18 protein-coding genes are annotated in these 20978 nt (G+C 61.0%); 7 read left to right on the plus strand and 11 right to left on the minus strand.

Translation table 11 applies throughout. The features are described 5' to 3' along the window. Window positions 1-3 precede the first annotated feature (3 nt). The gene (locus LB566_RS14325) at window positions 4-726 is read left to right on the plus strand and encodes an HAD family hydrolase (protein ID WP_224624872.1); all 723 of its coding nucleotides are present in this window, start codon (window positions 4-6) and stop codon (window positions 724-726) included. A 242-nt stretch (window positions 727-968) separates the two neighbouring features. Next, entirely contained in the window at window positions 969-2678 is a 1710-nt protein-coding gene (locus tag LB566_RS14330) for an N-6 DNA methylase (RefSeq protein WP_224624873.1), read from the plus strand. On the opposite strand, the gene LB566_RS14335 is transcribed toward LB566_RS14330, so the two are convergent. The 5 genes from LB566_RS14335 to LB566_RS14355 all read right to left on the minus strand — a co-directional run bounded on the left by LB566_RS14335 (window position 2646) and on the right by LB566_RS14355 (window position 9653). Then, the gene (locus LB566_RS14335; RefSeq protein ID WP_224624874.1) at window positions 2646-3335 is read right to left on the minus strand and encodes a hypothetical protein; all 690 of its coding nucleotides are present in this window, start codon (window positions 3333-3335) and stop codon (window positions 2646-2648) included. The genes LB566_RS14330 and LB566_RS14335 overlap by 33 nt on opposite strands. Beyond that, complete coding sequence (locus LB566_RS14340; RefSeq protein WP_224624875.1) at window positions 3332-4441, minus strand: hypothetical protein; 1110 nt, start codon at window positions 4439-4441, stop codon at window positions 3332-3334. The genes LB566_RS14335 and LB566_RS14340 overlap by 4 nt, the downstream gene beginning before the upstream one ends. A 1-nt stretch (window position 4442) precedes the next feature. Beyond that, window positions 4443-6704 carry an ATP-binding protein gene (locus LB566_RS14345; protein ID WP_224624876.1) on the minus strand — a complete coding sequence of 754 codons (2262 nt, stop codon included), beginning with the start codon at window positions 6702-6704 and terminating at the stop codon, window positions 4443-4445. A gap of 172 nt (window positions 6705-6876) precedes the next feature. Further along, window positions 6877-7590, minus strand: a complete 714-nt coding sequence (locus tag LB566_RS14350) for a class I SAM-dependent methyltransferase (protein ID WP_411910477.1) — start codon at window positions 7588-7590, stop codon at window positions 6877-6879. 8 nt (window positions 7591-7598) lie between these two features. Next, entirely contained in the window at window positions 7599-9653 is a 2055-nt protein-coding gene (locus tag LB566_RS14355; RefSeq protein ID WP_224624877.1) for a long-chain fatty acid--CoA ligase, read from the minus strand. 449 nt (window positions 9654-10102) lie between these two features. Here LB566_RS14355 and LB566_RS14360 point away from each other — a divergent pair, with 449 nt between their 5' ends. The 5 genes from LB566_RS14360 (at window position 10103) to LB566_RS14380 (ending at window position 15363) form a co-directional block, all read left to right on the plus strand. Next, the gene (locus LB566_RS14360; RefSeq protein ID WP_140550183.1) at window positions 10103-11695 is read left to right on the plus strand and encodes an ABC transporter substrate-binding protein; all 1593 of its coding nucleotides are present in this window, start codon (window positions 10103-10105) and stop codon (window positions 11693-11695) included. A 48-nt stretch (window positions 11696-11743) separates the two neighbouring features. Beyond that, window positions 11744-12751 carry an ABC transporter permease subunit gene (locus tag LB566_RS14365; RefSeq protein WP_140550182.1) on the plus strand — a complete coding sequence of 336 codons (1008 nt, stop codon included), beginning with the start codon at window positions 11744-11746 and terminating at the stop codon, window positions 12749-12751. Window positions 12752-12821: 70 nt separating this feature from the next. After that, on the plus strand, window positions 12822-13676 hold the full coding sequence (locus LB566_RS14370; protein WP_224625050.1) for an ABC transporter permease subunit: 855 nt from the start codon (window positions 12822-12824) through the stop codon (window positions 13674-13676). Window positions 13677-13678: 2 nt separating this feature from the next. Further along, the gene (locus LB566_RS14375) at window positions 13679-14536 is read left to right on the plus strand and encodes an ABC transporter ATP-binding protein (RefSeq protein ID WP_224624878.1); all 858 of its coding nucleotides are present in this window, start codon (window positions 13679-13681) and stop codon (window positions 14534-14536) included. Next, window positions 14533-15363 carry a dipeptide ABC transporter ATP-binding protein gene (locus LB566_RS14380; protein ID WP_140550179.1) on the plus strand — a complete coding sequence of 277 codons (831 nt, stop codon included), beginning with the start codon at window positions 14533-14535 and terminating at the stop codon, window positions 15361-15363. The genes LB566_RS14375 and LB566_RS14380 overlap by 4 nt, the downstream gene beginning before the upstream one ends. 406 nt (window positions 15364-15769) lie before the next feature. Here LB566_RS14380 and LB566_RS14385 read toward each other — a convergent pair whose 3' ends face one another. Genes LB566_RS14385 through LB566_RS14410 form a run of 6 tightly spaced genes read right to left on the minus strand, consistent with a single transcriptional unit; the run spans window position 15770 to window position 20868 of the window. After that, a complete protein-coding gene (locus tag LB566_RS14385) occupies window positions 15770-16420 on the minus strand; it encodes an RraA family protein (RefSeq protein ID WP_224624879.1) in 651 nt (216 codons plus the stop codon). A gap of 31 nt (window positions 16421-16451) precedes the next feature. Next, a complete protein-coding gene (locus LB566_RS14390) occupies window positions 16452-17474 on the minus strand; it encodes a C-terminal binding protein (RefSeq protein ID WP_224624880.1) in 1023 nt (340 codons plus the stop codon). Between the two features lie 23 nt (window positions 17475-17497). Then, window positions 17498-18217: an amino acid ABC transporter ATP-binding protein gene (locus LB566_RS14395; RefSeq protein WP_411910478.1), complete on the minus strand. Its 720-nt coding sequence runs from the start codon at window positions 18215-18217 to the stop codon at window positions 17498-17500. Between the two features lie 37 nt (window positions 18218-18254). Further along, on the minus strand, window positions 18255-19001 hold the full coding sequence (locus LB566_RS14400; protein WP_224624882.1) for an ABC transporter permease subunit: 747 nt from the start codon (window positions 18999-19001) through the stop codon (window positions 18255-18257). Window positions 19002-19048: 47 nt separating this feature from the next. Then, window positions 19049-19765 (minus strand): amino acid ABC transporter permease, encoded by a 717-nt coding sequence (locus LB566_RS14405; RefSeq protein WP_224624883.1) that lies wholly within the window; start codon window positions 19763-19765, stop codon window positions 19049-19051. Next, window positions 19762-20868: an alpha-hydroxy acid oxidase gene (locus LB566_RS14410; protein ID WP_263498162.1), complete on the minus strand. Its 1107-nt coding sequence runs from the start codon at window positions 20866-20868 to the stop codon at window positions 19762-19764. The genes LB566_RS14405 and LB566_RS14410 overlap by 4 nt, the downstream gene beginning before the upstream one ends. Window positions 20869-20978: the final 110 nt, after the last annotated feature.

The raw sequence follows: 20978 nt of genomic DNA on the forward strand, positions 1-20978 counted from the left end.
GAATTGGCAGACATCAAGGGAATATTGTTCGACAAGGACGGAACGCTTGTCGACTTCAATGCAACCTGGCTAGGGGTTGCCGACTTCATGGCCATGGACGCCTCCGAAGGCGATCGCTGGAAGGCCGACAGGCTGCTTGCGGCCGCAGGCTTCGATTTTGCCAACAGGCGCTTCAAACCCGACTCCATCTTTGCCTCCGGCACCAATCTGGACGTCGTCGAACTGTGGTTTCCGCGCCTGTCCGACGAAGACCAGATGCTGGCCGTCGCCCGCTTCAACCAGATCACCTCGGTGCAGGGTTCGGCAATGGCGGTGGCGCTGCCGGGAATCGTCGAAACGCTCGGCACCTTGCACGCAAGGTCCTATCGGCTCGGCGTCGCCACCAACGATTCAACCAGCGGCGCGGAAAAGACCCTGGTGACGCTCGGCGTCGCGCAGTTGTTCGACGCCGCCTATGGCTATGACGCGGTGGCCAATCCCAAACCGGCGCCGGATACGATCCAGGCCTTCTGCGATCTCACCGGCCTGAAGCCGGCGCAGATCGCGATGGTCGGCGACAACCGCCACGATCTCGAAATGGCGCGTGCCGGCGGCTGCGGCCTGGCGGTCGGCGTTCTCTCAGGGACCGGCACACGTGAATCTCTGGCCGCAATTGCCGACGTCATCCTGGATTCGGTGGCTGATTTGCCGGATTTTTTGGCGGCACGGGTGAAGGAAACGGTGTAGGAGGGGGTGGCGGAAGGGTGGTTTGCCATGGATTGCGGAGTTGAGGCCCACAACTCATCAAGAGGCCTTAAGCCGTGAAGCCGTTGCGATCAGAGGCGCAATTTAATTTCTCATTGGTTTCTAGCCAGTAGGCTGTCTTCCCGAGGTTTGCAGAAGCGAAGTGGCCGACGGCCTGTGCGACTTTGCAAATGTCATCACGTGAATTGGCCTATATCATGTGTTATGAGAGCTGGAGAGTGTAGTTGGCAATCGTTGCGGGCAAACGCGAGCGCGATCTGCAGGAGCGTCGTCAGCTCGGGGCTTATTATACCCCCGAACGTCTGAGCGATATGCTCGCCTTCTGGGCGATCAGATCGCGCGCTGATCTAGTCCTCGAGCCGAGTTTCGGAGGATGCGGCTTCCTTCAGTCGGCGGTAAAAGCGCTAAAGAATTCCGGATCCAAGGATCCGAAGAACTCAATTTATGGATGCGATATCGACACGGTAGCCTTCGACTACCTTTGTGAGGTGTTGGGCGGACCGGCCGACCTCGTCAGGTTTGTCCAAGGTGACTTCTTGACGGTCGAAAGGCCGGAAGGTTGGCCGGAGTCCTTCGATGTGGTCATGGGGAATCCCCCTTACATCCCGTATCAGAAAATCGAAGCCTCGCGGCGCGAAGAGCTCAACCGCCGGATCGGCGCGGCGGGAAAGCTGGGCGGCCGGGCAGGGCTTTGGGCATACTTCGTTGCTCACTCTATCGCCCGCCTCAAGTCTGGCGGCCGTATGGCTTGGGTGCTTCCGGGAGCTTTCGTTCACGCGGAGTACGCGTCAGCGCTCCGCGACTATCTGACCCGTCATTTCACCCGGGCAGCGGCGTTCGTCGTACATGACCGCCTTTTCCTTGCCGAGGGCACCGACGAGGAAACGATCATCCTTCTAGCCGACGGACACTCGCCGGACGCGACCGTTTCCGGCAGCCTGCAGTTCGGTCAGGCGAATGCGCTTGAAGAACTCGCGTCGATGATCACCGACTGGGATGGTAGTAGGTGGAGCGGCAAGACCGGGTCGGTCCGCTCGGCCGAAATCGGCCTAGCGGCCGATGACGCGGAACTTGTATCGCGGCTGATCTCCTCTGACGCCTGTCGCTCCTTCGGCGAGTTCGCACGACTGAGGATCGGCATCGTGACTGGTGCGAACGATTTTTTCCTGCGTTCGAACGACACGTTGCAACTTTCGGGACTCCTGGCAGAGGACTGCGAACCGATCGTGTCGAAGTTCCGCTTCCTCAATGGTCTCGGGTTCAATCAAAAGGACTTTGCCGGTGCGGTCGCTCGAGGTGCAAAAGGCTACCTCGTGAACGGTATCCGGCGCGACACGAACGAGCGTATCGACACCTATCTAAAGACTTTCCCCGAGACTCGGATTGAGGCGACTTCGACATTCAAGAAGCGATCGCGATGGGATCATCCCAGCGATGCCAACCCCCCCGACGCGTTCTTCCCGGTAATGAACCATCTTGGTCCGCGCATCGTCCTGAACGAACTGGGCTGCAACTGCACGAACACGCTTCATCGCGTTTACTTCCACAAGGAACGTGATTTCTCGTGGAAGATTGTCTTGATCAGCATCCTGACGAGTTTCGCCCAGGTATCGGCGGAAATGGTCGGACGCAGGTACGGTTCAGGAGTGCTCAAGCACGAACCTCGCGAAGCCGAAACTATCAAGTTGCTGATGCCTCGGGTGGCCGACGTTGAAGTTCAGTCCGCGTACTCGACGATTGACGCGCTGCTGCGCGCCGGGGAACATGACAAGGTCATCGAAGCCGCAGATGATTTCATCTACTCCCGGCTCGATGATTGTCATCCGGCGGAGGAAGTGGGCGCGCGGATGCGGTCAATCCTATCAGGTGTCCGGCGGATTAGGCATCCAAAGACGAGGGCGCTACCGCCAGTGGAGCGCCCACATACACCCTAGAGCGGTACTGTCGTTTCTTCCAAGGCTGTGCGTCAATTTCTCGATGTACTGAGTGTAGCATAGACGCTCGAACACCTTGATCGACTTGCACCAGGTTTGGTCCTGGATCAACTGCGCCCATTTCTCGGGAAAGAAATTCGCTGCGACCACCTCGCAGAGCAGAGCAACATCCATTGGCGGGTGGCACCACCGAGGCTCCTTCAGCTTCTCGTCGAGTTCCCTGAAACCGTGCTGATGCCCACCGTACTGAAGGTGGAATAGCGGGCCAGACTGTATTTGCCCGTTTTTCTCGTCTTCGTTCGCAAGATCGACATGCCATCGGGCGACTGGTTGTTTTTTGTCGTCTCCGATTTCGATGGCGATGTCGAGCGCGGAGAATGGATGATCGACATCCTTTCTTTGATCGACCTGTATGCCTTCGCAGGTGATCGTGGGGACGATGATGTTCCCTTTCGAGTCCAGCGCCTCTTCAAAAATGATCGGCTCCGACCGGTCCACTTCGACCAGCCATCGAAGAGAGTCTTTTCCGCCTTTCAGTTTCTGGGAGACGCGGCTGATCGAGCTAAATCCTTCGTTCTGGATGATTCCGAACTCGAGCAGCTTATAGCCGATCGTCGCGAGGCTGCTTCCCGCTTGAACAGACGTGACTTCCGTCAAGCTACGACCTCGTCAGTTTTCCGGTCCATCCGAAGCACGTCTTTGACGAGCTCTTTTTCACTATCCGCTATGACAAGCGGGGGCGAAACCTTGAGGTATCTGTCAGTCTGCACGCAGTCCCAGCAGATGCGGGGGACTGTCGAATATCTCGGCACCGTTGAGTCGAACAGCGATACCGAATGTCGTATTTCCGCCGGGAGCCTGCAGCATGCACAGGAAAATGAGATGAGTTCGTCATCCCGGCCGTTCCACGGGGATTTTGCCGCCGAGAACTCATTACCGAGTACTTCAGACAGTTTTTTCGCGCGGGCGTCGGCAGGAATACGGATCGGGCGGCCGCCGAAAATTTTCTCCGCCCACCGATCGAAGCGATAGAGCCACCAGCGAGGCCAGCCTTCGGAAAGAAGACCCTTGTAGCGAGCACCGGAGTCGTCAAGGGCATCCAATGCAAGTTGTACCGAGTCAGTGGAAACACCAAGCCTCGCGGCAACGTCATCCATCGAGAGGAGAGGGCCAACCCGCTTGATCAACTGCCGATAGAACGACTTCACGACCAGATGAGGAGCCTTCGATGTCTCGACCAACTCTCTGAATTCTTGGAAATTGATCTGGTCGGCGTCGTCGACATCGATTCCCGTAAGGTCGACGACCTCGTACTTACCCTCAAGGTTGCGGAGGCGAGCATACGCCGCGCAGAGGTCGATGCTCTCGGCTTGGACCCGTTCGGACTCGGTCAGGATCTCGGCCTTGGTATAGACACGGTCGAAAAGATCGTGGGCGGTCCGGTCCGGTCGGTAAAGCTTCTGCAGCTTTTCTTCGGACGATACCAGGATAAGTGGGAAATCTCGCTCCGGGTGGTCTATGGCAACATCGCGGAGGTGCTGGGCGAGCGCGCTGCCCTTGTATGTCTGGTCAGGTTTGATCTTCGTCAGCTTCTCATCGAGGCGGTAGTCCAGGGCCACGATGTCCGGCTTCTTTTCGAGCAACTCCTTCGCAAGTACGATTAGCTCGGACACTTCGACATGCTCGACCTTCAGTATACCGTCACGGCTCAGCAACTCAGCGTAGACCTTGTCCTGATCGTCGACGAAATATCCGTTGAACATTCTACGAATCCTTGCCCGTGTCGGAGTTCACCCGGAATTCAAGTCGGGCCGAGTACCCGTCACTCGGAGTCGCAACTTCTGTCCAGCCGCCATAGCTTTCCGAGATGTCCGAAACGATCTTCAGCCCGAGACCTGTTCCCGGTCCCATGATGCTGTCATCGTCGCTTCCAACGGTGGTCGTGAAGAACGCATTGAATATCCGAGTTCTGATTTCTTGGGGAATGCCAGCCCCATTGTCCTCGAAGCCTATTACCACGTGCCGACCCTCGGCCCTGGCGTCGATCTTGACCTTGCGGTTGGCCACCCTCGCGCGCTTCATCGATTTCACCGAGTTGGTCAGGAAGTTCAGCAGCACCGCGTCGAGTTCGCTTGTGTGCATGGGCATCGTACGCAGATACGGAGGGTATACGTCCACGGTGAACTCGACCTGTTGCTTCGACATGTACTCGGCGAACTGATCGGTGAAACGCTCAACAGACCCCAGGATCGACTGCGTGTGCAGTTCGCGGCTCTCAGTGCTCGAGGTTAGGCCAGAGATGTAGGCTCCGATGTCGAACAGACGGTTGATCGACTGCTCGAGATCCGCATTCAGCCGCGAGAGGGACGCCCTGAATTCGTCCGGAAGGGACTGGATGCGTTTGCCGAGGACCATGAGGTAGGCCGCCGCCGCTTCCCTGGCTCCCGTGACCTCATGACCGAATACGCTTATCGAGAGGCCAAGGGAAGCCAGCAGGCGCAGCATGTTCTCGTATTCGAGTGAGGCTGCCCGCTCCGCGTCCACAGTCGTCTCGAAGGCGATCATCTGCGCTTCCGCCTGTTCGAGCGCCTTGACCACCTTGGGGACGACATGGGTCTCGTCTTGGCTTGATCCCTTCAGGTCATCCTTGATGTCTCTCACGAGTTCGGACGGCCTGACCAAGGACCGGAAGTCACGCTGATCGGCGCGGGTCTTCCTATGCCGAACCTCCGCTATCCGCTGCGCGGCCCATTCCACTGCCTCACGTGCAAAGTTCGTCAGTTCGAGAAATACCGCGTTTTCAAGAAGACCCTCGCGACTGCTCGTTTCCTCAAACAGCGGGTTGTTGACCGAGTTGATATCGATCTGCCCGAAGAAGTTTCGGTTGTTGGCCGGGAACAGGAAATCCCTGCGGGACACGTCAATATCGAGGCTCAGCCAGTCGTTCGATTCTTCACCGTATGGAAGAACCCTGAACCCGTTCCTATAGATGCGGATGCCGCCGTGTCGGCGACCCATCTCGGCTGCATCCTTCATGTTCATTCCGGACAGCGTGTTCGCCGAATAGATAAAATAATATGACGAGAAACGCACTTTGCCCGTCGTCAGGAATTTCTCCTGGTACTCGTGACGCTCGTCCAAGTTGAGCTTTTTCGAGGTGACTCGCGCCCATGCGCTTCCGTCCTCCTCAATCCCCGCTTCTATGAACGCTAGCGCCTGCGAGATGAACGTAGATTCTACTGATAGATGCTTCGACTTCTCGGCACGCGTCGTGCCGTTCAAGTGTACCTGGAAGCCGGGGTCGGAAACCAAGCCCTGCACGGGTGCGACGCGGTGCGGAGACTGGAGCAGGACGACGGAACGCCAGATCTTGTCCAACGAGGCCGCCGTATAGGCATCCCGAAGGGACCCGATCGTCAGCGTGGTTCCGAAGACCTCAGGCTTTTTGGGGAAGCGGGTGATGGACGAGAATACGTCGCTGAGATCCGTACCCTCACCAAAATCCTCGTCCCAATGGAACTCGACGCGCAACCCCTCGTCTAGACCTTGCGGATTGCTTTCTAGGGTCAGCGTCGCGCCGAGCCGCTGTGCCGAGAAGCGGCCTATACCCTTACGTCCGGCCCGCCTCCGACCATAAAGGGGCGAGGTTGGCTCGACAGACTTTGCGTCGGTCGAAATTCTCATCCATGAAGACCTGATAGTCTCCTCGGTCATTCCCACGCCGTCATCCTTGATGATAAGCGTACCGCCTTCCTTGGTCGAGTTTAGGAAGTCCAGCGAGACCGAGGTCGCGTCTGCGTCGTAAGCGTTCTTGATCAGTTCGGAAACCGCAGTCTCCTGCTTGCCGACGAGCTCCATTCCGAGGCGCTGGATGTGACCGGCGTCGACGGTGAAGCGAACCCTCGACTCGTCCGTGGCGACAATCTGCCTGGTGAGGCGCTCGATGGCCAGCCAATCCGGATCTTCTTTCATGAGTTCCGTCACAATGAGCTTGCGCGGATCAGATTCTTTCGCCGGTGAATCCATTAATCTGGGGTCCTGTCACGTAGCCGGCATGAATCATGAAACCGTCGGCAATGTAAACACTTGCGCTGGGAAGTGTTGTCTGCCGGTTGCTGTTAACGGACGCGTTCATACGCGTACCAAGGCGAGCATCGGTCGAGCCCCGCCGTTCCACCTGATGCCCTTGCCCGTCGCCCTACCGCTCTCCCGCCTCAAACAAAAACACCCCGCTCGCCCTCCTCGCACCCCCTATCCCATCTCCAAAATCCGGCACCTCATACTCAGCAATCAATCGCAGCCGCGAGAGCGGCAAATCGTTGCGGCCGGGGTCGCCGACCAGCACTTCCATGCCCGATGCCAGGCAGCGATCGAGGAACGGGATGACCCGCAGGGCAACCTCGCTGGAGTAAAACACGTCGCCCGCCAGCACGAGGTCGACGGGCGGTGGCGGGCCTTTGGTGATATCCTTTTCGATAATGGCGACCGCGACGCCGTTGGCCGCGGCATTGAGGCCGATGGCGGCGATGCCGTTGCGGTCGACCTCGGCGGCGATCACTTCGGCTGCCCCGGCTTTCGCGGCGGCGATGCCGACAAGGCCCGAGCCGGCGCCGAGGTCGAGCACGCGGCGACCAGCCACGGCCTCAGGCTTGTCGAAGACGTAACGTGCCAGCACAGCGCCGCCGGCCCAGGCATAGGCCCAGTAGGGCGGCTGCGGCTCCGGCGCATCCTCGTCAGCTTCCTCGTGCGGCTCGACAAGCCGCCTCAACCCTGTGCCTGGATGGGGTGCGTAGAGCCGGATCTCGGGAAGCGCGGGAACAGGCACGAGGCGCATGTTGGCCTTGATGAACTCGGCCGGATCGAGGCGTTGGCACCGGTCCGGCGCATGGTCGCCGGCAAGGTCGTGGTCCAAGCCGGCTCCTATTCGCGCAATGCGCGCCGCAGGATCTTTCCGACCGGCGTCTTCGGCAGTTCCGTCCTGAATTCTATGTATCTGGGCCGCTTGTAGCCGGTCAGGTTCTCACGGCAATAGGCGGTGATGGCCTCTGCGGTCAGCGCCTGGTCCTTCCTGACGATGAACAGTTTCGGCACTTCGCCCGAATGCTCGTCCGGCACGCCGATCGCCGCCACTTCGAGCACGCCGGGATGCAGCGCCACGACCTCCTCGAGCTCGGTAGGATAGACGTTGAAGCCGGAAACGAGGATCATGTCCTTCTTGCGGTCGACGATCTTGGTGTAGCCGCGCTCGTCCATGAAGCCCATGTCGCCCGACTTGAAGAAGCCGTCCTTGGTCATCACCTTGGCGGTCTCATCGGGCCGGTTCCAGTAGCCCGCCATCACCTGCGGTCCTTTGATGCAGATTTCGCCGACCTCGCCGAGCGGCAAATTGTTGTCGTCCTCGTCGCGGATGGCGATCTCGGTCGACGGCAGCGGCAGGCCGATCGTGCCGGTGAAGTCGCCGGAGCTGAACTTGTTGGCCGTTGCCACGGGCGATGTCTCAGACAGGCCGTAGCCTTCGCTGACCGGGCAGCCTGTCAGCGCCTTCCAGCGCTCGGCGACGCCCTTCTGCACCGCCATGCCGCCGCCCAGCGTCAGGAGCAGCGGCTTGAAGTCGAGCTTGCGGAAATCCTCATTGTTGAGCAGCGCGTTGAACAGCGTGTTGAGGCCTGGAAAGATATGGAAGGGATACTTGCCCATTTCCTTGACGAAGCCGGGGATGTCGCGGGGATTGGGGATCAGTATGTTTTGACCGCCCATTTGCATGCCCATCAGCGCATTCACGGTCAGCGCGAAGATATGGTAGAGCGGCAGTGCGCAGATGAGGTTGAGATGCGCGGGTTTTGGCTTGACCGTGTAGGCGTCCTGCAGCCACAGCGAATTCTGCGCGACATTGGCCAGCACGTTGCTGTGCAGGAGGGTAGCACCCTTCGAGATTCCCGTGGTGCCGCCGGTATATTGCAGGAACGCGATATCGTCGGCCGCCACCTTGGCCGGCTTGAAATCCATGCCGCTGCCCGCCTTCAGCGCCGCATTGAACTTGACGTGGCCGGGCAATGACCAGGCCGGCACCATCTTCTTGACGCGGCGCACCACCAGATTGACGATGCTTCCCTTGAGCCCGCCGAGCATGTCGCCCATGGCGGCGACGACGACGTGCTTGACCGACGTCCTGGCGATCACCGCTTGCAAGGTGCTGGCGAAGTTTTCCAGGATGACGATCGCTTGCGCCCCAGAATCCTTGAGCTGGTGCTCCAGCTCGCGCGGCGTGTAGAGAGGGTTGACGTTGACCACCGTGTAGCCGGCGCGCGCCACCGCCATCATCGCTACCGGATATTGCAGCACGTTCGGCATCATCAGGGCGACGCGTGCGCCTTTGGGCAAGCCGGTCGATTGCAGATAGGCGCCGAACCACGCCGAAAGCCGTTCGAGTTCCGCATAGGTGATCGACTTGCCCATGCAGGTGAAGGCCGGCTGGCCGGCGAATTGCTTGCAGGCGGCAACGAGGAAATCGCCGATGGAGCTGTAGGGCAGGGCGCCGATCTCGGCCGGCATGTTCTTCGGGTAGCTTTCCAGCCAGGGCTTTTCCGGCAAGCCTGCGGCAAGGGCGGTGAGCGCTTTCGGCAATCGCTTGGCGGCCGCTGGTCTCGAGGCCGCCGGTGCCGGCTTGGCCACGGATGGAGCCTGTGCAGCCCCGGCCTTGCTCGCGCCGGCCTTCGTCGTCCCGGCCTTGGCCGAACTGGTCTTTGTCGCCCCGGTCCTAGCAGTTCCGGCCCTCGCCGACGTCTTTGCGGGGACGGCTTTGGCCGCCGGCTTCCCGGCCGGTTTGACAACAGCGTCCGCTTTGCCCGCGGAAGGTTTCCCTGCGCCCTTTGCGTTCTTGGCGGAGGGCGTTGACTGCTTGTCGCCGCCCGCGGCCGGCTTCAGGGTCGCCTTGGCCGTCTTCGGCGGAGCCGTCCTGTTCGATGCTTTTGCCAACCGTCCCTCCCTGTTTTGTTCGCCCCTGCCGCGATCGCCTCCGAGTAACAGGGGCGTCCCCCGCTGCCGCCGGTGCCTTGTCTATGTATGGCCTCTATCGGCGGGCGTGCAAGCCTTGCCCCAGCGGCAAGCCGTCGAAAGATTGGCCGCCGAAAATCTTTGTCACCACGGGGCGCAGCGGCCCTGCATCGTCCGGCATTCCCGCTCATATGAAAGCGGGCGCGACGTCGATCTCGCCAGATTGGCGATCAATAAAAAAATGCGGTCGTTAATAATGTTGTGAATAGAAAAAAATACTGAATTTTTCCATTTTTCCGAGAGGGAGAGGATTTTTTTCCCGCTTACCATGGGGTAGGCAAACTGGGTGTTCCAAAGCCGGAGAAACGGTGCTTATATGCGCGCTTCGCGAGCCTGATAGAGGGGCTTGGAAAAACATCAGGGAGTGCTCAATGAGGAAGAAACTGACTTTTGCAGCCGCGTTGCTGGCTGCAAGCGTCCTGGGCGGCGTGGCCAACGCAAAAACCTTGGTCTACTGCGCCGAAGCTTCGCCGGAAGGCTTTGACCCGGCGCCCTACACCGCGGGACAGACGTTCGATGCGTCTTCGCGTACGGTCTTCAACCGCCTCGTCGAATTCGATCATGGCAAGACGACGGTCTCGCCGGGCCTGGCCGAAAGCTGGTCCATTTCCGACGATGGCAAGGAATACACGTTCAAGCTTCGCAAGGGCGTGAAGTTCGCCGCCACTGACTATTTCACCCCGACGCGCGACTTCAACGCCGACGACGTGGTGTTCTCGTTCGAGCGTCAGGTCGACAAGAACGGCCCCTGGTTCCAGTACATACCGGGCATTGCCTACCAGTATTACAATGACCAGTTCGGCGACAACATCACCAAGGTCGAGAAGGTCGACGACCTGACGGTGAAGTTCACCCTCAAGGAGCCGGCGATCACGTTGATCCCGACGCTTGGCATGGACTTCGCCTCGATCGTTTCCAAGGAATATGCCGACAAGCTGCAGGCGGACAAGACGCCTGAACTGTTCAACCAGAAGCCGATCGGCACCGGCCCGTTCATCTTCGTCGACTATCAGACCGACGCCGCCATCCGCTACAAGGCCAACCCCGACTATTGGGGCGGCAAGCAGAAGATCGACGACCTTGTCTTCGCCATCACCACCGATCCGGCGGTCCGTGCGCAGAAGCTGAAGGCTGGCGAATGCAACATCATGTCCTACCCGGCGCCGGCCGACATCGCCGGCCTGCAGGCCGATCCGAACCTGAAGGTCGACGAGCAGGAAGGCCTCAATGTCGGTGCGCTGATGTACAATACCCAGCAGAAGCCGTTCGACGACGTGCGCGTGCGCAAGGCGCTCAACATGGCCATCAACAAGAAGGCCATCATCGACGCGGTCTTCCAGGGCGCCGGCCAGGTGGCCGTCAACCCGATCCCGCCGACCATGTGGTCCTACAACAAGGACGTGAAGGACGATCCGTACGATCCGGATGCGGCCAAGAAGATGCTCGAAGAGGCCGGCGTCAAGGACCTCAAGATGAATGTCTGGGCCATGCCTGTGTCGCGCCCCTACATGCCGAACGCACGCCGCACCGCGGAACTGATCCAGGCCGACTTCGCCAAGGTCGGCGTCACCGTCAACATCGTCAGCTACGATTGGGGCGAATACCTCAAGCGCGCTTCGGCGGTCGATCACGACGGTGCCGTCATCGTCGGCTGGACCGGCGACAATGGCGATCCGGACAACTTCCTCGGCGTGCTCCTGAGCTGCGCTTCCGTCGGTTCGAACAACCGCGCGGAATGGTGCAACAAGGACTTCGACGCGCTCATCAACAAGGCCAAGACGGTTTCCGACCAGGCCGAGCGCACCAAGCTCTACGAACAGGCGCAGGTCATCTTCAAGGAGCAGGCACCGTGGGCGACGCTTGCCCACTCCAAGGTGTTCATGCCCATGCAGAAGACCGTCTCCGGCTTTGCGATGGATCCACTCGGCATCCATCGCTTCGACGGCGTCGATATCGCCGAATAAGGTTCGCGAAACGGGGCGGCGCCACAGCGCCGCCCCACCTCGCCCGCCATGCTGCGTTATATCCTCGGCAAGCTCGCCCTCATCGTCCCGACCTTCATTGGGATAACCATCCTCGCTTTCGGCTTCGTGCGCATCCTGCCCGGTGATCCGGTGCTGGTGCTCGCGGGCGAACGCGGCCTGTCGCCCGAACGTCACGCGGCGCTGATGCACCAGTTCGGTTTCGATCTGCCGATCTGGCGACAGTACCTGACCTATCTGGCCAACATCCTCAGCGGTGATTTCGGCACCTCGTTCTCCACCAAGACGCCGGTGCTCAAGGACTTCCTGGTGCGGTTCCCGGCAACCGTCGAACTCGCCATCTTCGCCATGATCTTCGCCATCGTCTTCGGTGTCGCTTTCGGCATCTTCGCCGCGATCCGCCGTGGCTCCTGGTTCGATCAGCTGACCATGGGTACGGCGCTGGCGGGCTATTCCATGCCGATCTTCTGGTGGGGGCTGCTGCTGATCATCGTGTTTTCCGGCATGCTGCACTGGACGCCGGTTTCCGGCCGCATCGACCTTCTCTATTTCTTCAAGCCGGTAACCGGCTTCATGACCATCGATTCCCTGATATCGGGACAGAAGGGCGCATTCCGCTCGGCCCTCTCGCACCTCGTCCTGCCCACCATCGTGCTCGGCACCATTCCGCTTGCCGTCATCGCCAGGCAGACGCGGTCGGCCATGCTCGAGGTGCTCGGCGAGGACTATGTGCGCACTGCGCGCGCCAAGGGCCTGGCGCCGCGCCGCGTCATCGGGCTGCACGCTTTCCGCAATGCGCTGATCCCGGTCGTCACCACCATCGGCCTGCAGGTCGGTACGCTCCTGACCGGCGCCATCCTGACCGAGAGCATTTTTTCGTGGCCGGGCATCGGCAAATGGATGATCGACGCTATTTCCAAGCGCGACTATTTCACCGTGCAAGGCGGGTTGCTTTTGATCGCGCTCATCGTCATGTCGGTGAACCTCATCGTCGACGTGCTCTATGCCGTCATCAACCCGCGTATCCGGGCGAATTGACATGACCAACGAAGGCCCAGCCACAATCGAAGCCGCGACCGTCGTCAGGCCGCAGGACGCCCGGCTGCAGATGTTCGCCGAGTTCTGGCATTATTTCTCGATCAACAAGGGCGCGGTTATCGGTCTCTTCGTCTTCGCGCTGCTGATCCTGATCGCCGTCTTCGCGCCGCTGCTCGCCCCGCATTCGCCCGACGACCAGTTCCGCGACTTCTTCCTGACGCCGCCGGCCTGGCAGGCGGGCGGCAACGCCCAGTTCCTGCTCGGCACCGACGCCGTGGGCCGCGACATCCTCTCGCGCCTGATCTACGGCTCGCGCTTCTCGCTCGCCATCGGCTTCGTCGTCGTCACCACGGCGCTGATCTCCGGCGTCGTCCTCGGCCTGCTTGCCGGTTACTGCCGCGGCTGGGTGGATACGCTCATCATGCGCATCATGGACATCATCCTGGCCTTCCCGTCGCTGCTGCTGGCGCTGGTGCTGGTCGCCGTGCTTGGCCCGGGGCTGGTCAACGCCATGATCGCCATCGCCTTCGTGCTGCAGCCGCACTTCGCCCGCCTCACCCGCGCCGCCGTGATGGCGGAAAAGAACCGCGAATATGTCATCTCGGCCAAGGTTGCCGGCGCCAGCCATCTCAGGCTGATGCTGGTCACCATCCTGCCCAACTGCATCGCGCCGCTGATCGTGCAGGCGACCTTGTCCTTCTCCAACGCCATTCTCGAGGCGGCGGCGCTGGGCTTCCTCGGCATGGGCGCGCAGCCGCCGACGCCGGAATGGGGCACGATGCTGGCCGAAGCGCGCGAGTTCATCCTGCGCGCCTGGTGGGTGGTGACCTTCCCGGGCCTTGCCATCCTGATCACCGTCTTTGCCATCAACCTGATCGGCGACGGCCTGCGCGACGCGCTCGACCCAAAGCTGAAGAGGTCGTGAGCATGTCCCTGCTCGAGATCAAGAACCTCACCGTTTCCTTCGACACCGCCGCCGGTCCGTTCATGGCCGTGCAAGGCATAGACCTGTCGATCGAGCCGCGCGAGGTGCTGGCCATCGTCGGCGAATCCGGTTCCGGCAAGTCGGTGGCGATGCTTGCGGTGATGGGGCTGCTGCCCAACACCGCGACCGTCAAGGCCGACCGCATGGCCTTCGACGGCGTCGATCTTCTGAAGCTCAGCCCGTCCGAGCGGCGCAAGATCGTCGGCAAGGATATCTCCATGATCTTCCAGGAGCCGATCGCCAGCCTCAACCCGTGCTTCACCGTCGGCTTCCAGATCGAGGAAGTGCTGCGCTTCCACATGGGCATGGACCGCGCCCAGCGCCGCGCGCGCGCCATCGAATTGATGAAGCTTGTCGGCATTGCCGATCCCGAAGAACGGCTGAGCTCGTTTCCGCACCAGATGTCGGGCGGCCAGTGCCAGCGCGTCATGATCGCCATCGCCATTGCCTGCAATCCGAAGCTCTTGATCGCGGACGAGCCGACCACCGCGCTCGACGTCACCATCCAGAAGCAGATCCTTGATCTCCTGGTTTCGCTGCAGGCCAAATACGGCATGGGCCTGATCATGATCACCCACAATATGGGCGTGGTGGCAGAGACCGCCGATCGCGTCATCGTCCAGTACAAGGGCCGCAAGATGGAAGAGGCCGACGTGCTGTCGCTGTTCGAGAACCCGAAGAGCAACTACACGCGCGCGCTGCTGTCGGCGCTGCCGGAGAACGCCGTCGGCGACCGGCTGCCGACCGTTTCCGACATGCTGTTCGAGCCGGCGCCTTCGGCCGCGGGAGCCTCCGCATGAGCACCACGGTTCTGGAAGGCAAGAACATCGTTCGCGACTACCATATCGGCGGCGGCCTGTTCAGCGGGCCGCGCACCGTGCACGCGGTCAAGGGTGTCTCGTTCACAGTGGACAAGGGCAAGACGCTCGCCATCGTCGGCGAAAGCGGCTGCGGCAAGTCCACGCTCGCCCGCATCATCACGCTCATCGATCCGGCGACATCGGGCGAACTGTTCATCGACGGCAACAAGGTCGACATCGCCAGGAACGCGCTGTCGAAAGAGATGCGCCGCAAGGTGCAGATCGTCTTCCAGAACCCTTACGGGTCGCTCAACCCGCGCCAGAAGATCGGCGACGTGCTGGGCGAGCCGCTGCTGATCAACACCGACAAGACGGCCGCCGAGCGGCGCGACCTCGCCATGAAGATGCTGAAGAAGGTCGGCCTCGGTCACGAGCACTACAACCGCTATCCGCACATGTTCTCGGGCGGCCAGCGCCAGCGCATCGCCATCGCCCGTGCATTGATGCTGAACCCGAGCCTTCTGGTGCTGGACGAGCCGGTCTCGGCGCTCGATCTTTCGGTGCAGGCGCAGGTGCTCAACCTGCTCGCCGACCTGCAGGACGAATTCCAGCTGACCTATGTCTTCATCAGCCACGATCTCTCCGTGGTGCGCTACATCGCCGACGACGTGATGGTGATGTATTTCGGCGAGGCGGTCGAATACGGCTCGCGCGACGAGGTCTTTTCAGACCCCAAGCACAGCTACACTAGGACGCTGTTCGCAGCGACGCCGCGCGCCGATGTGGCCAGCATCAAAGCGAGGTTGGCGAAGAAGAAGGCGGCCTAGAGTCGGAGGATTTCAGGTCGAATCGACCTGAAATCTGAATCCGCCGCTAAATCAAAACTCTAGGGTCAAAACCCCACTACTCTGAACGACCGAGTTTTACCCAAAGACGGCTTACGTCTGCCAAGACCTGGACGACCGCTTTGCGCCCAATTGTTGTCATTTAGGAGGCCGGTCGACGTCCCGAAACCGGCCATCTTGCCCGACGCCGCGGCCGACGTCACACCGCTGCCGCGGATTGGATAGCCAAGTCGCATCCTTTCGGTGGGCAGCATGACCAGATGATCGAAGCCTCGGCTCGGATGCCTCACGCAAAGCATCCACAAGGCCGCTCATGGGCAACGGGCCGCGAGCGCCCCAGATCCACGGAAGCCCTTCGACAAACACCTGATCCGGAAAGAGGACCGCGCTACTTTGCGGCCAATACGAAATCGTCGAGGATCGTGCCGCCGGAGCGGATGATATGAAGCCAGTCTGCCTCTTTCACGAGGTGCGCCCGCGCCGCTGCCAGCACTTCCGAGGCCCGCTCCAGCGGGACGACAACAACGCCGTCTTCATTGCCGAGTATGATGTCTCCAGGCCGGACCGGAACGCCTGCCACCGCAGCCGGCGCGTCGATGGTCCCGCCAAAGCCGTGGTGCGGTCCACGTGGCACGACGGCCCGGCAGAACATCGCAAAGCCTGTCTGGCGAAGGTCCGCGAGGTCACGAACGGCGCCGTCGATCACGGCGCCGCCTACACCGCGATGGACCGCCTCTTCCGTCATCATGCCGCCCCACACAGCCGTGTCTTCAACACCGCCGGCATCGACCACGATAACCTCGCCTGGCCTGGCCGCCGCGATCAATGCGCAGATCGGACCACAGTCGCCGATCATGGTGGTGACCGTACGCGCCTGCCCGCACAGCCTGGCGTTGCCCGTGATCGGCTTGATCGCAGCCTTCATGACTTGGGTGCGGTTCATGCAGTCCGAAGCGACGGCGGGCGGGATTTCCCGCCACGCGTCCAGTTCTTCTGCACTCAGTACGGCGAATGATGCGTCCCCGTGTTCGAATGGCATCGACTTACTCCATTTGCTTGTGAACGACCGCTCAGGCAGCCTTCGAATCCCAGCCGGGGTTGACGTTGTTGCGCAGTCGGCCGTTGAACAGGTAATCGAGCAGGATCTCAGCCGAGAAGGTGCGCATATCGGTGTAGCCAGCTTCCGAGTAGAAAGCGGCGTGGGGCGAGACGACCAGCCGCCCGGCAAGCCAAGGCGCGTTGTTGCGCCAGTTCTCGATCAGCGCCGGCGCCGGCACGGGAGGCTCCTTGGGCAGGACGTCGAGGCCTGCGGCGGCGACATGTCCGCTCTTCATTGCCGCGTGCAGCGCCTCGATATCAACGAGGCCGCCGCGCGCGATGTTGAGGAAGATGCTGTTCGGCTTCATTGCGGCGAACTGCTTCGTGCCCATCATCGCGCGCGTGGCATCCGAAAGCGGCACATGCAGGCTGACCACATCGGAACGCGCCAGGAGTTCTTCCTGGGTGCGGACACGCTCCAGCCCCAGACCAAGGTCATGACCTTCCGGGACGTACGGATCATGGTAGATTACCGTCATGTCGAACGCCGCGGCCCGGCGCGCGATGGCGGTGCCAATCCGGCCCATGCCGATGGCGCCGAAGGTCGAGCCACGGATGCGGCGCACGACCGGGACATCCTCTGCCAGAAAGCCAGCGACGAGATCGGTCTTCAGGCGAGCCTCGTAGGTTCCCAATCCGCGCACGAGATAAAGCAGCATTGCCAGCGCATGGTCGGCGACTTCGGTCGTGCCGTAGTTTGGCACATTGGAGAGCGGAATGCCCCGCGCGCGACAGGCAGCACCGTCGACATTGTCGAAACCGACGCCCACCCGCACGATCAGGCGGCAGCGGTCGAGCTTCGCGATGACGTCGGCGGTCAACTTCATGCGATGCCATACGAGCACGGCATCGCATTCCCGCCAGACCTTGTCCGGAATGGCAGCCGGATCGGTCTCATCGAACACGATGTAATCGAGCTTGTCGCCGGAAACGCTCCGCTCGACATCAAGGTCGCGCAGATGCGCGTCAGGGACCAATACTTTGAACTGGGGCATGACGATCGTCCTATGTCTGGAAATCAGAGAACCTTGTCGAGGAAGTCTTTCAACCGCGGGTCCGACGGGCTCTTGAAGAGTGTTTGGGGTGGGCCGTGCTCAACGATGACCCCGCGATCGGTGAAGAACACCTCGTCGGCAACTTCCTGCGCGAAACGCATCTCGTGCGTGACCAGCACGCAAGTCATGCCCTCGCGAGCAAGGTCACGGATCACGTTGAGAACTTCGCTCACCATTTCCGGATCGAGCGCGGCGGTAACCTCGTCGAAGAGGATTGCGCGCGGCTGCATGGCAAGCGCGCGGGCGATCGCGACACGCTGTTGCTGACCACCTGACAGTTCGCCTGGATAGGCGTTCTCCTTGCCCGACAATCGGACCTTGGCAAGAAGGGCATGCGCGCGTTCGCGCACGGCAGCAGGTTTTTCCTTCAGGACCTGTGTCGGCGCCATTGTGAGATTCTGCAGCACGGTGCGGTGCGGGAAGAGATTATACTGCTGGAACACCATCGAGACCTGATGGCGCAGGGGGATCAGAGCCCGATCCGTCTTCAGCGTCTCGACCGCGAAGTCACCGACCCGAATGCTGCCGCCATTGATCGGCGTCAGACCGTTCATGCATCGCAGGATGGTCGACTTGCCCGATCCAGAAGGGCCGATGACGCAGACCACTCCGCCGTCGCGGACGGAGAGCGACACGCCGTTAAGGACGTTCACTGCGCCGAAGGATTTGCGCACGTCCCGCATTTCGATGAAGGGGCGAGAGGAATGGGAGGTCATGGGGTCACTTGGCTTGCACGCGCCGCTCCAGCGAGCGCGTAAGGATGGCGATCGGGAAGCTGAAGAGGAAGAACAACAGCAGGACGTAGATGTAGAGGCCCGTTGCGAGGTCATCGCCGTCGCTGCCAGTGACGATCCGAACCACCGAAAGAACATCCGATGTTCCAGTCACAACGACGAGGCTCGTGCCAATGAACAGCATCGTGTAGATCGTCATCAGGTTCGGCGTCATGAGCGGCAGCGCTTGCGGGAAAATGACGTGCCGCAGGATCTGCAGGCGACGGTAACCAAGCGACCGTGCCGATTCCCACTGGCCGCTGGCGATCGCCTCGATTCCACCGCGAAAGACCTCGGCGACGTTGGCGGAGGCGGGCAACGACAGTCCGATGACGGATTTCACCAGCGGCGAGAGGAAGAAGGTGCTGCCGAAGAGCGTGATCTCGAACGGCAGAAGATAAAGCATCGCGTAGAGCACCACGAGCCATGGTGAATTGCGCAGCACGTTCATCAGGATTTCGGAAGACACGCGCACCAGCTTTGCCTCGGCAATGAGGCCGATGCCCAGGATCGTTCCGAAGAGGATCGACAGCAGCATAGCCCAGAAGCTGATGATGATGTTGGCCGAAAACCCGCCGGTCAGGCTGCTGAAATCGGGAGAGCCAGTGAGCAGCAGTGGCGTTCGCGCCGCGATCTGAGCCACGATCGAGCCCGTCTCAGCGCCGTAGACGGCAAACAGAAGGATGGCCAGCACGAGAGGGACCCCGATGATTCCAAGAATGAAAGCACGCCATTCCCCGGTCATAATATCTGTACCCCGTAACCCGGGATCCGGAAGGCGGCTCCAACTCGACGAAGCGCCATGACAACCAGGCTTGCGAGAGAGACGTACAACACCCAGACGAGCATCATGATCTCGAGGGTTCGATAGGTCTCGAGCGAAATCTGAGTGGCGCCATACATGATGTCCGGTACTGCAACGAGTGCGGCCTGAGACGAGGTCTTGACCAGGCTGACCACATTGTTGGTCATTGCCGGAAGCGACAGACGCAGCCCGATCGGGAGTTCGACAAACCGGAACGTCTGTGCCTGCGTATAGCCGAGCGAACGAGCGCCTTCGACTGTCTGCGACGGTACGGCCAGCAAGCCGGACCGGATGATCTCAACCGCAATCGCACCGTTGTAAAGCCCGAGCGAGAGGACGGCACAAGTGAATCCGGAGAACAGCGGAACACTGCGCCCGCTGACCGGATCCGTGAGCGTGAGACCTGCCTCCGACAACATGAAATAGAGGAAGAAGAGCTGCACCAGAGGCGGCGTGTTGCGAAACAACTCCACAAGAACGGTCGTCAGCGCTTCGAGAAAGGGCAGCCGAAAATGAAGGCACATGGCGCCCACCACCCCGATGCCGAACATCAGCACGATGCCGAGCAGGCTCATCACGATTGTCGTACCCAGGCCGCGCAGCAGCCAGTATTGGTAGAGACTGTCGCCAAGCCAACTGAAGTCGAGGCTCATGCAGCCATCCTCCGCGCATGGACAAGCTCGACCTTCCGCAGAGCATCGATATCAGTCGCCCCCAACAGGGCCGTGGCGATGTCAATTTCGCCCGCCAGCAGCGAAATCGCTTCGCGAATGCCCTGTTCACCGCCGATGGCCGCAGCGAAAAGCATGGGACGGCCGACAAACACGAAGTCTGCGCCCAGGCGAAGCGCCGTCAGCACATCCGAACCGCGCCGGATTCCGCCATCGAGCATCAGCACAAGGGACAGGCCGCGCTGGGCTATCCGCAGCAGAGCATCCAACGAACTTGCGGCGCAGTCGACCTGCCGCCCGCCATGATTGGAGACGATGATCCCATCGACACCGCTTTTTTCCGCGATTGCCGCGTCCTCACCACTCATGATGCCCTTGATCAAAAGCTTGCCCTTCCAGCGCTTGCGCACTTCCTCGACATGCGTCCAGGAAAGCGCGTCGCGTCGACCGATGTCGCGGACCAACGTCGAGGAAAAGACAGGAGGGCCGCGGCCGGCATCCATATTCTCGAAACAGAACTTCGTGCCTTTCATGCGATCACGCAGCAGGGTACGCCATAACCATCCCGGCCGGGACAGCCCCTGCCACGCCAAGAAGGGACTTGGACGAACGGGAGACCGGAAACCGTAACGCGCCGCTCGCTCATGCTTCGGATGGACCGCCGTATCGGCGGTGATGACCAGTGTATCGAACCCGGCAGCCTCGACTCGTTCGACGAGAGCGCCGATCCGATCTCGCTCGCCCGGCACATAGGCCTGAAACCAGGTGCTGGAGCCTGCCTGGCGGACAGTTTCCATCGCGGTCAGCGATGCGCCGCTGAGTATGAAGGGAATTCCCGCGCGTTGAGAAGCGCGAGCGAAGGCGACGTCGCCGTCCGCGGCAATGATGCGGGTGAACCCCATGGGCGCGATGCCGAAAGGAAGCTTGTACTCCACGCCGAACAGCGACTTGGCCAACGATCGCGAAGATACATCCCTTAGAACGCGCGGAAGAAATGCGTAGTCGCGATAACTGCTGCCGTTGCGTTCGGCCGTGACCTCGTCCTCCGATGCGCCCGCTACATAGTGGAACAGGGCCGGCGGCAAGCGGCGCCGTGCCATAGGCCAAAGCCCGGCAAGGCCCGAGTCCTCGTTGATGGACGCGCGGTCGACCGACGGCTTGATTGTTGCGGCATACATCGATGGACAAACCGAGG

Origin of the sequence: Mesorhizobium sp. CA13, assembly GCF_020165235.1 — a bacterium.
Lineage (GTDB): Bacteria > Pseudomonadota > Alphaproteobacteria > Rhizobiales > Rhizobiaceae > Mesorhizobium.

Coding starts and splice junctions, on each gene's coding strand:
- LB566_RS14365 (WP_140550182.1), top strand. CDS start 11,744: ATGCTGCGTTATATCCTCGGCAAGCTCGCCCTCATCGTCCCGACCTTC.
- LB566_RS14405 (WP_224624883.1), bottom strand. CDS start 19,765: ATGAGCCTCGACTTCAGTTGGCTTGGCGACAGTCTCTACCAATACTGG.
- LB566_RS14360 (WP_140550183.1), top strand. CDS start 10,103: ATGAGGAAGAAACTGACTTTTGCAGCCGCGTTGCTGGCTGCAAGCGTC.
- LB566_RS14370 (WP_224625050.1), top strand. CDS start 12,822: ATGTTCGCCGAGTTCTGGCATTATTTCTCGATCAACAAGGGCGCGGTT.
- LB566_RS14385 (WP_224624879.1), bottom strand. CDS start 16,420: ATGCCATTCGAACACGGGGACGCATCATTCGCCGTACTGAGTGCAGAA.
- LB566_RS14340 (WP_224624875.1), bottom strand. CDS start 4,441: ATGTTCAACGGATATTTCGTCGACGATCAGGACAAGGTCTACGCTGAG.
- LB566_RS14390 (WP_224624880.1), bottom strand. CDS start 17,474: ATGCCCCAGTTCAAAGTATTGGTCCCTGACGCGCATCTGCGCGACCTT.
- LB566_RS14345 (WP_224624876.1), bottom strand. CDS start 6,704: ATGGATTCACCGGCGAAAGAATCTGATCCGCGCAAGCTCATTGTGACG.
- LB566_RS14375 (WP_224624878.1), top strand. CDS start 13,679: ATGTCCCTGCTCGAGATCAAGAACCTCACCGTTTCCTTCGACACCGCC.
- LB566_RS14380 (WP_140550179.1), top strand. CDS start 14,533: ATGAGCACCACGGTTCTGGAAGGCAAGAACATCGTTCGCGACTACCAT.
- LB566_RS14395 (WP_411910478.1), bottom strand. CDS start 18,217: ATGCGGGACGTGCGCAAATCCTTCGGCGCAGTGAACGTCCTTAACGGC.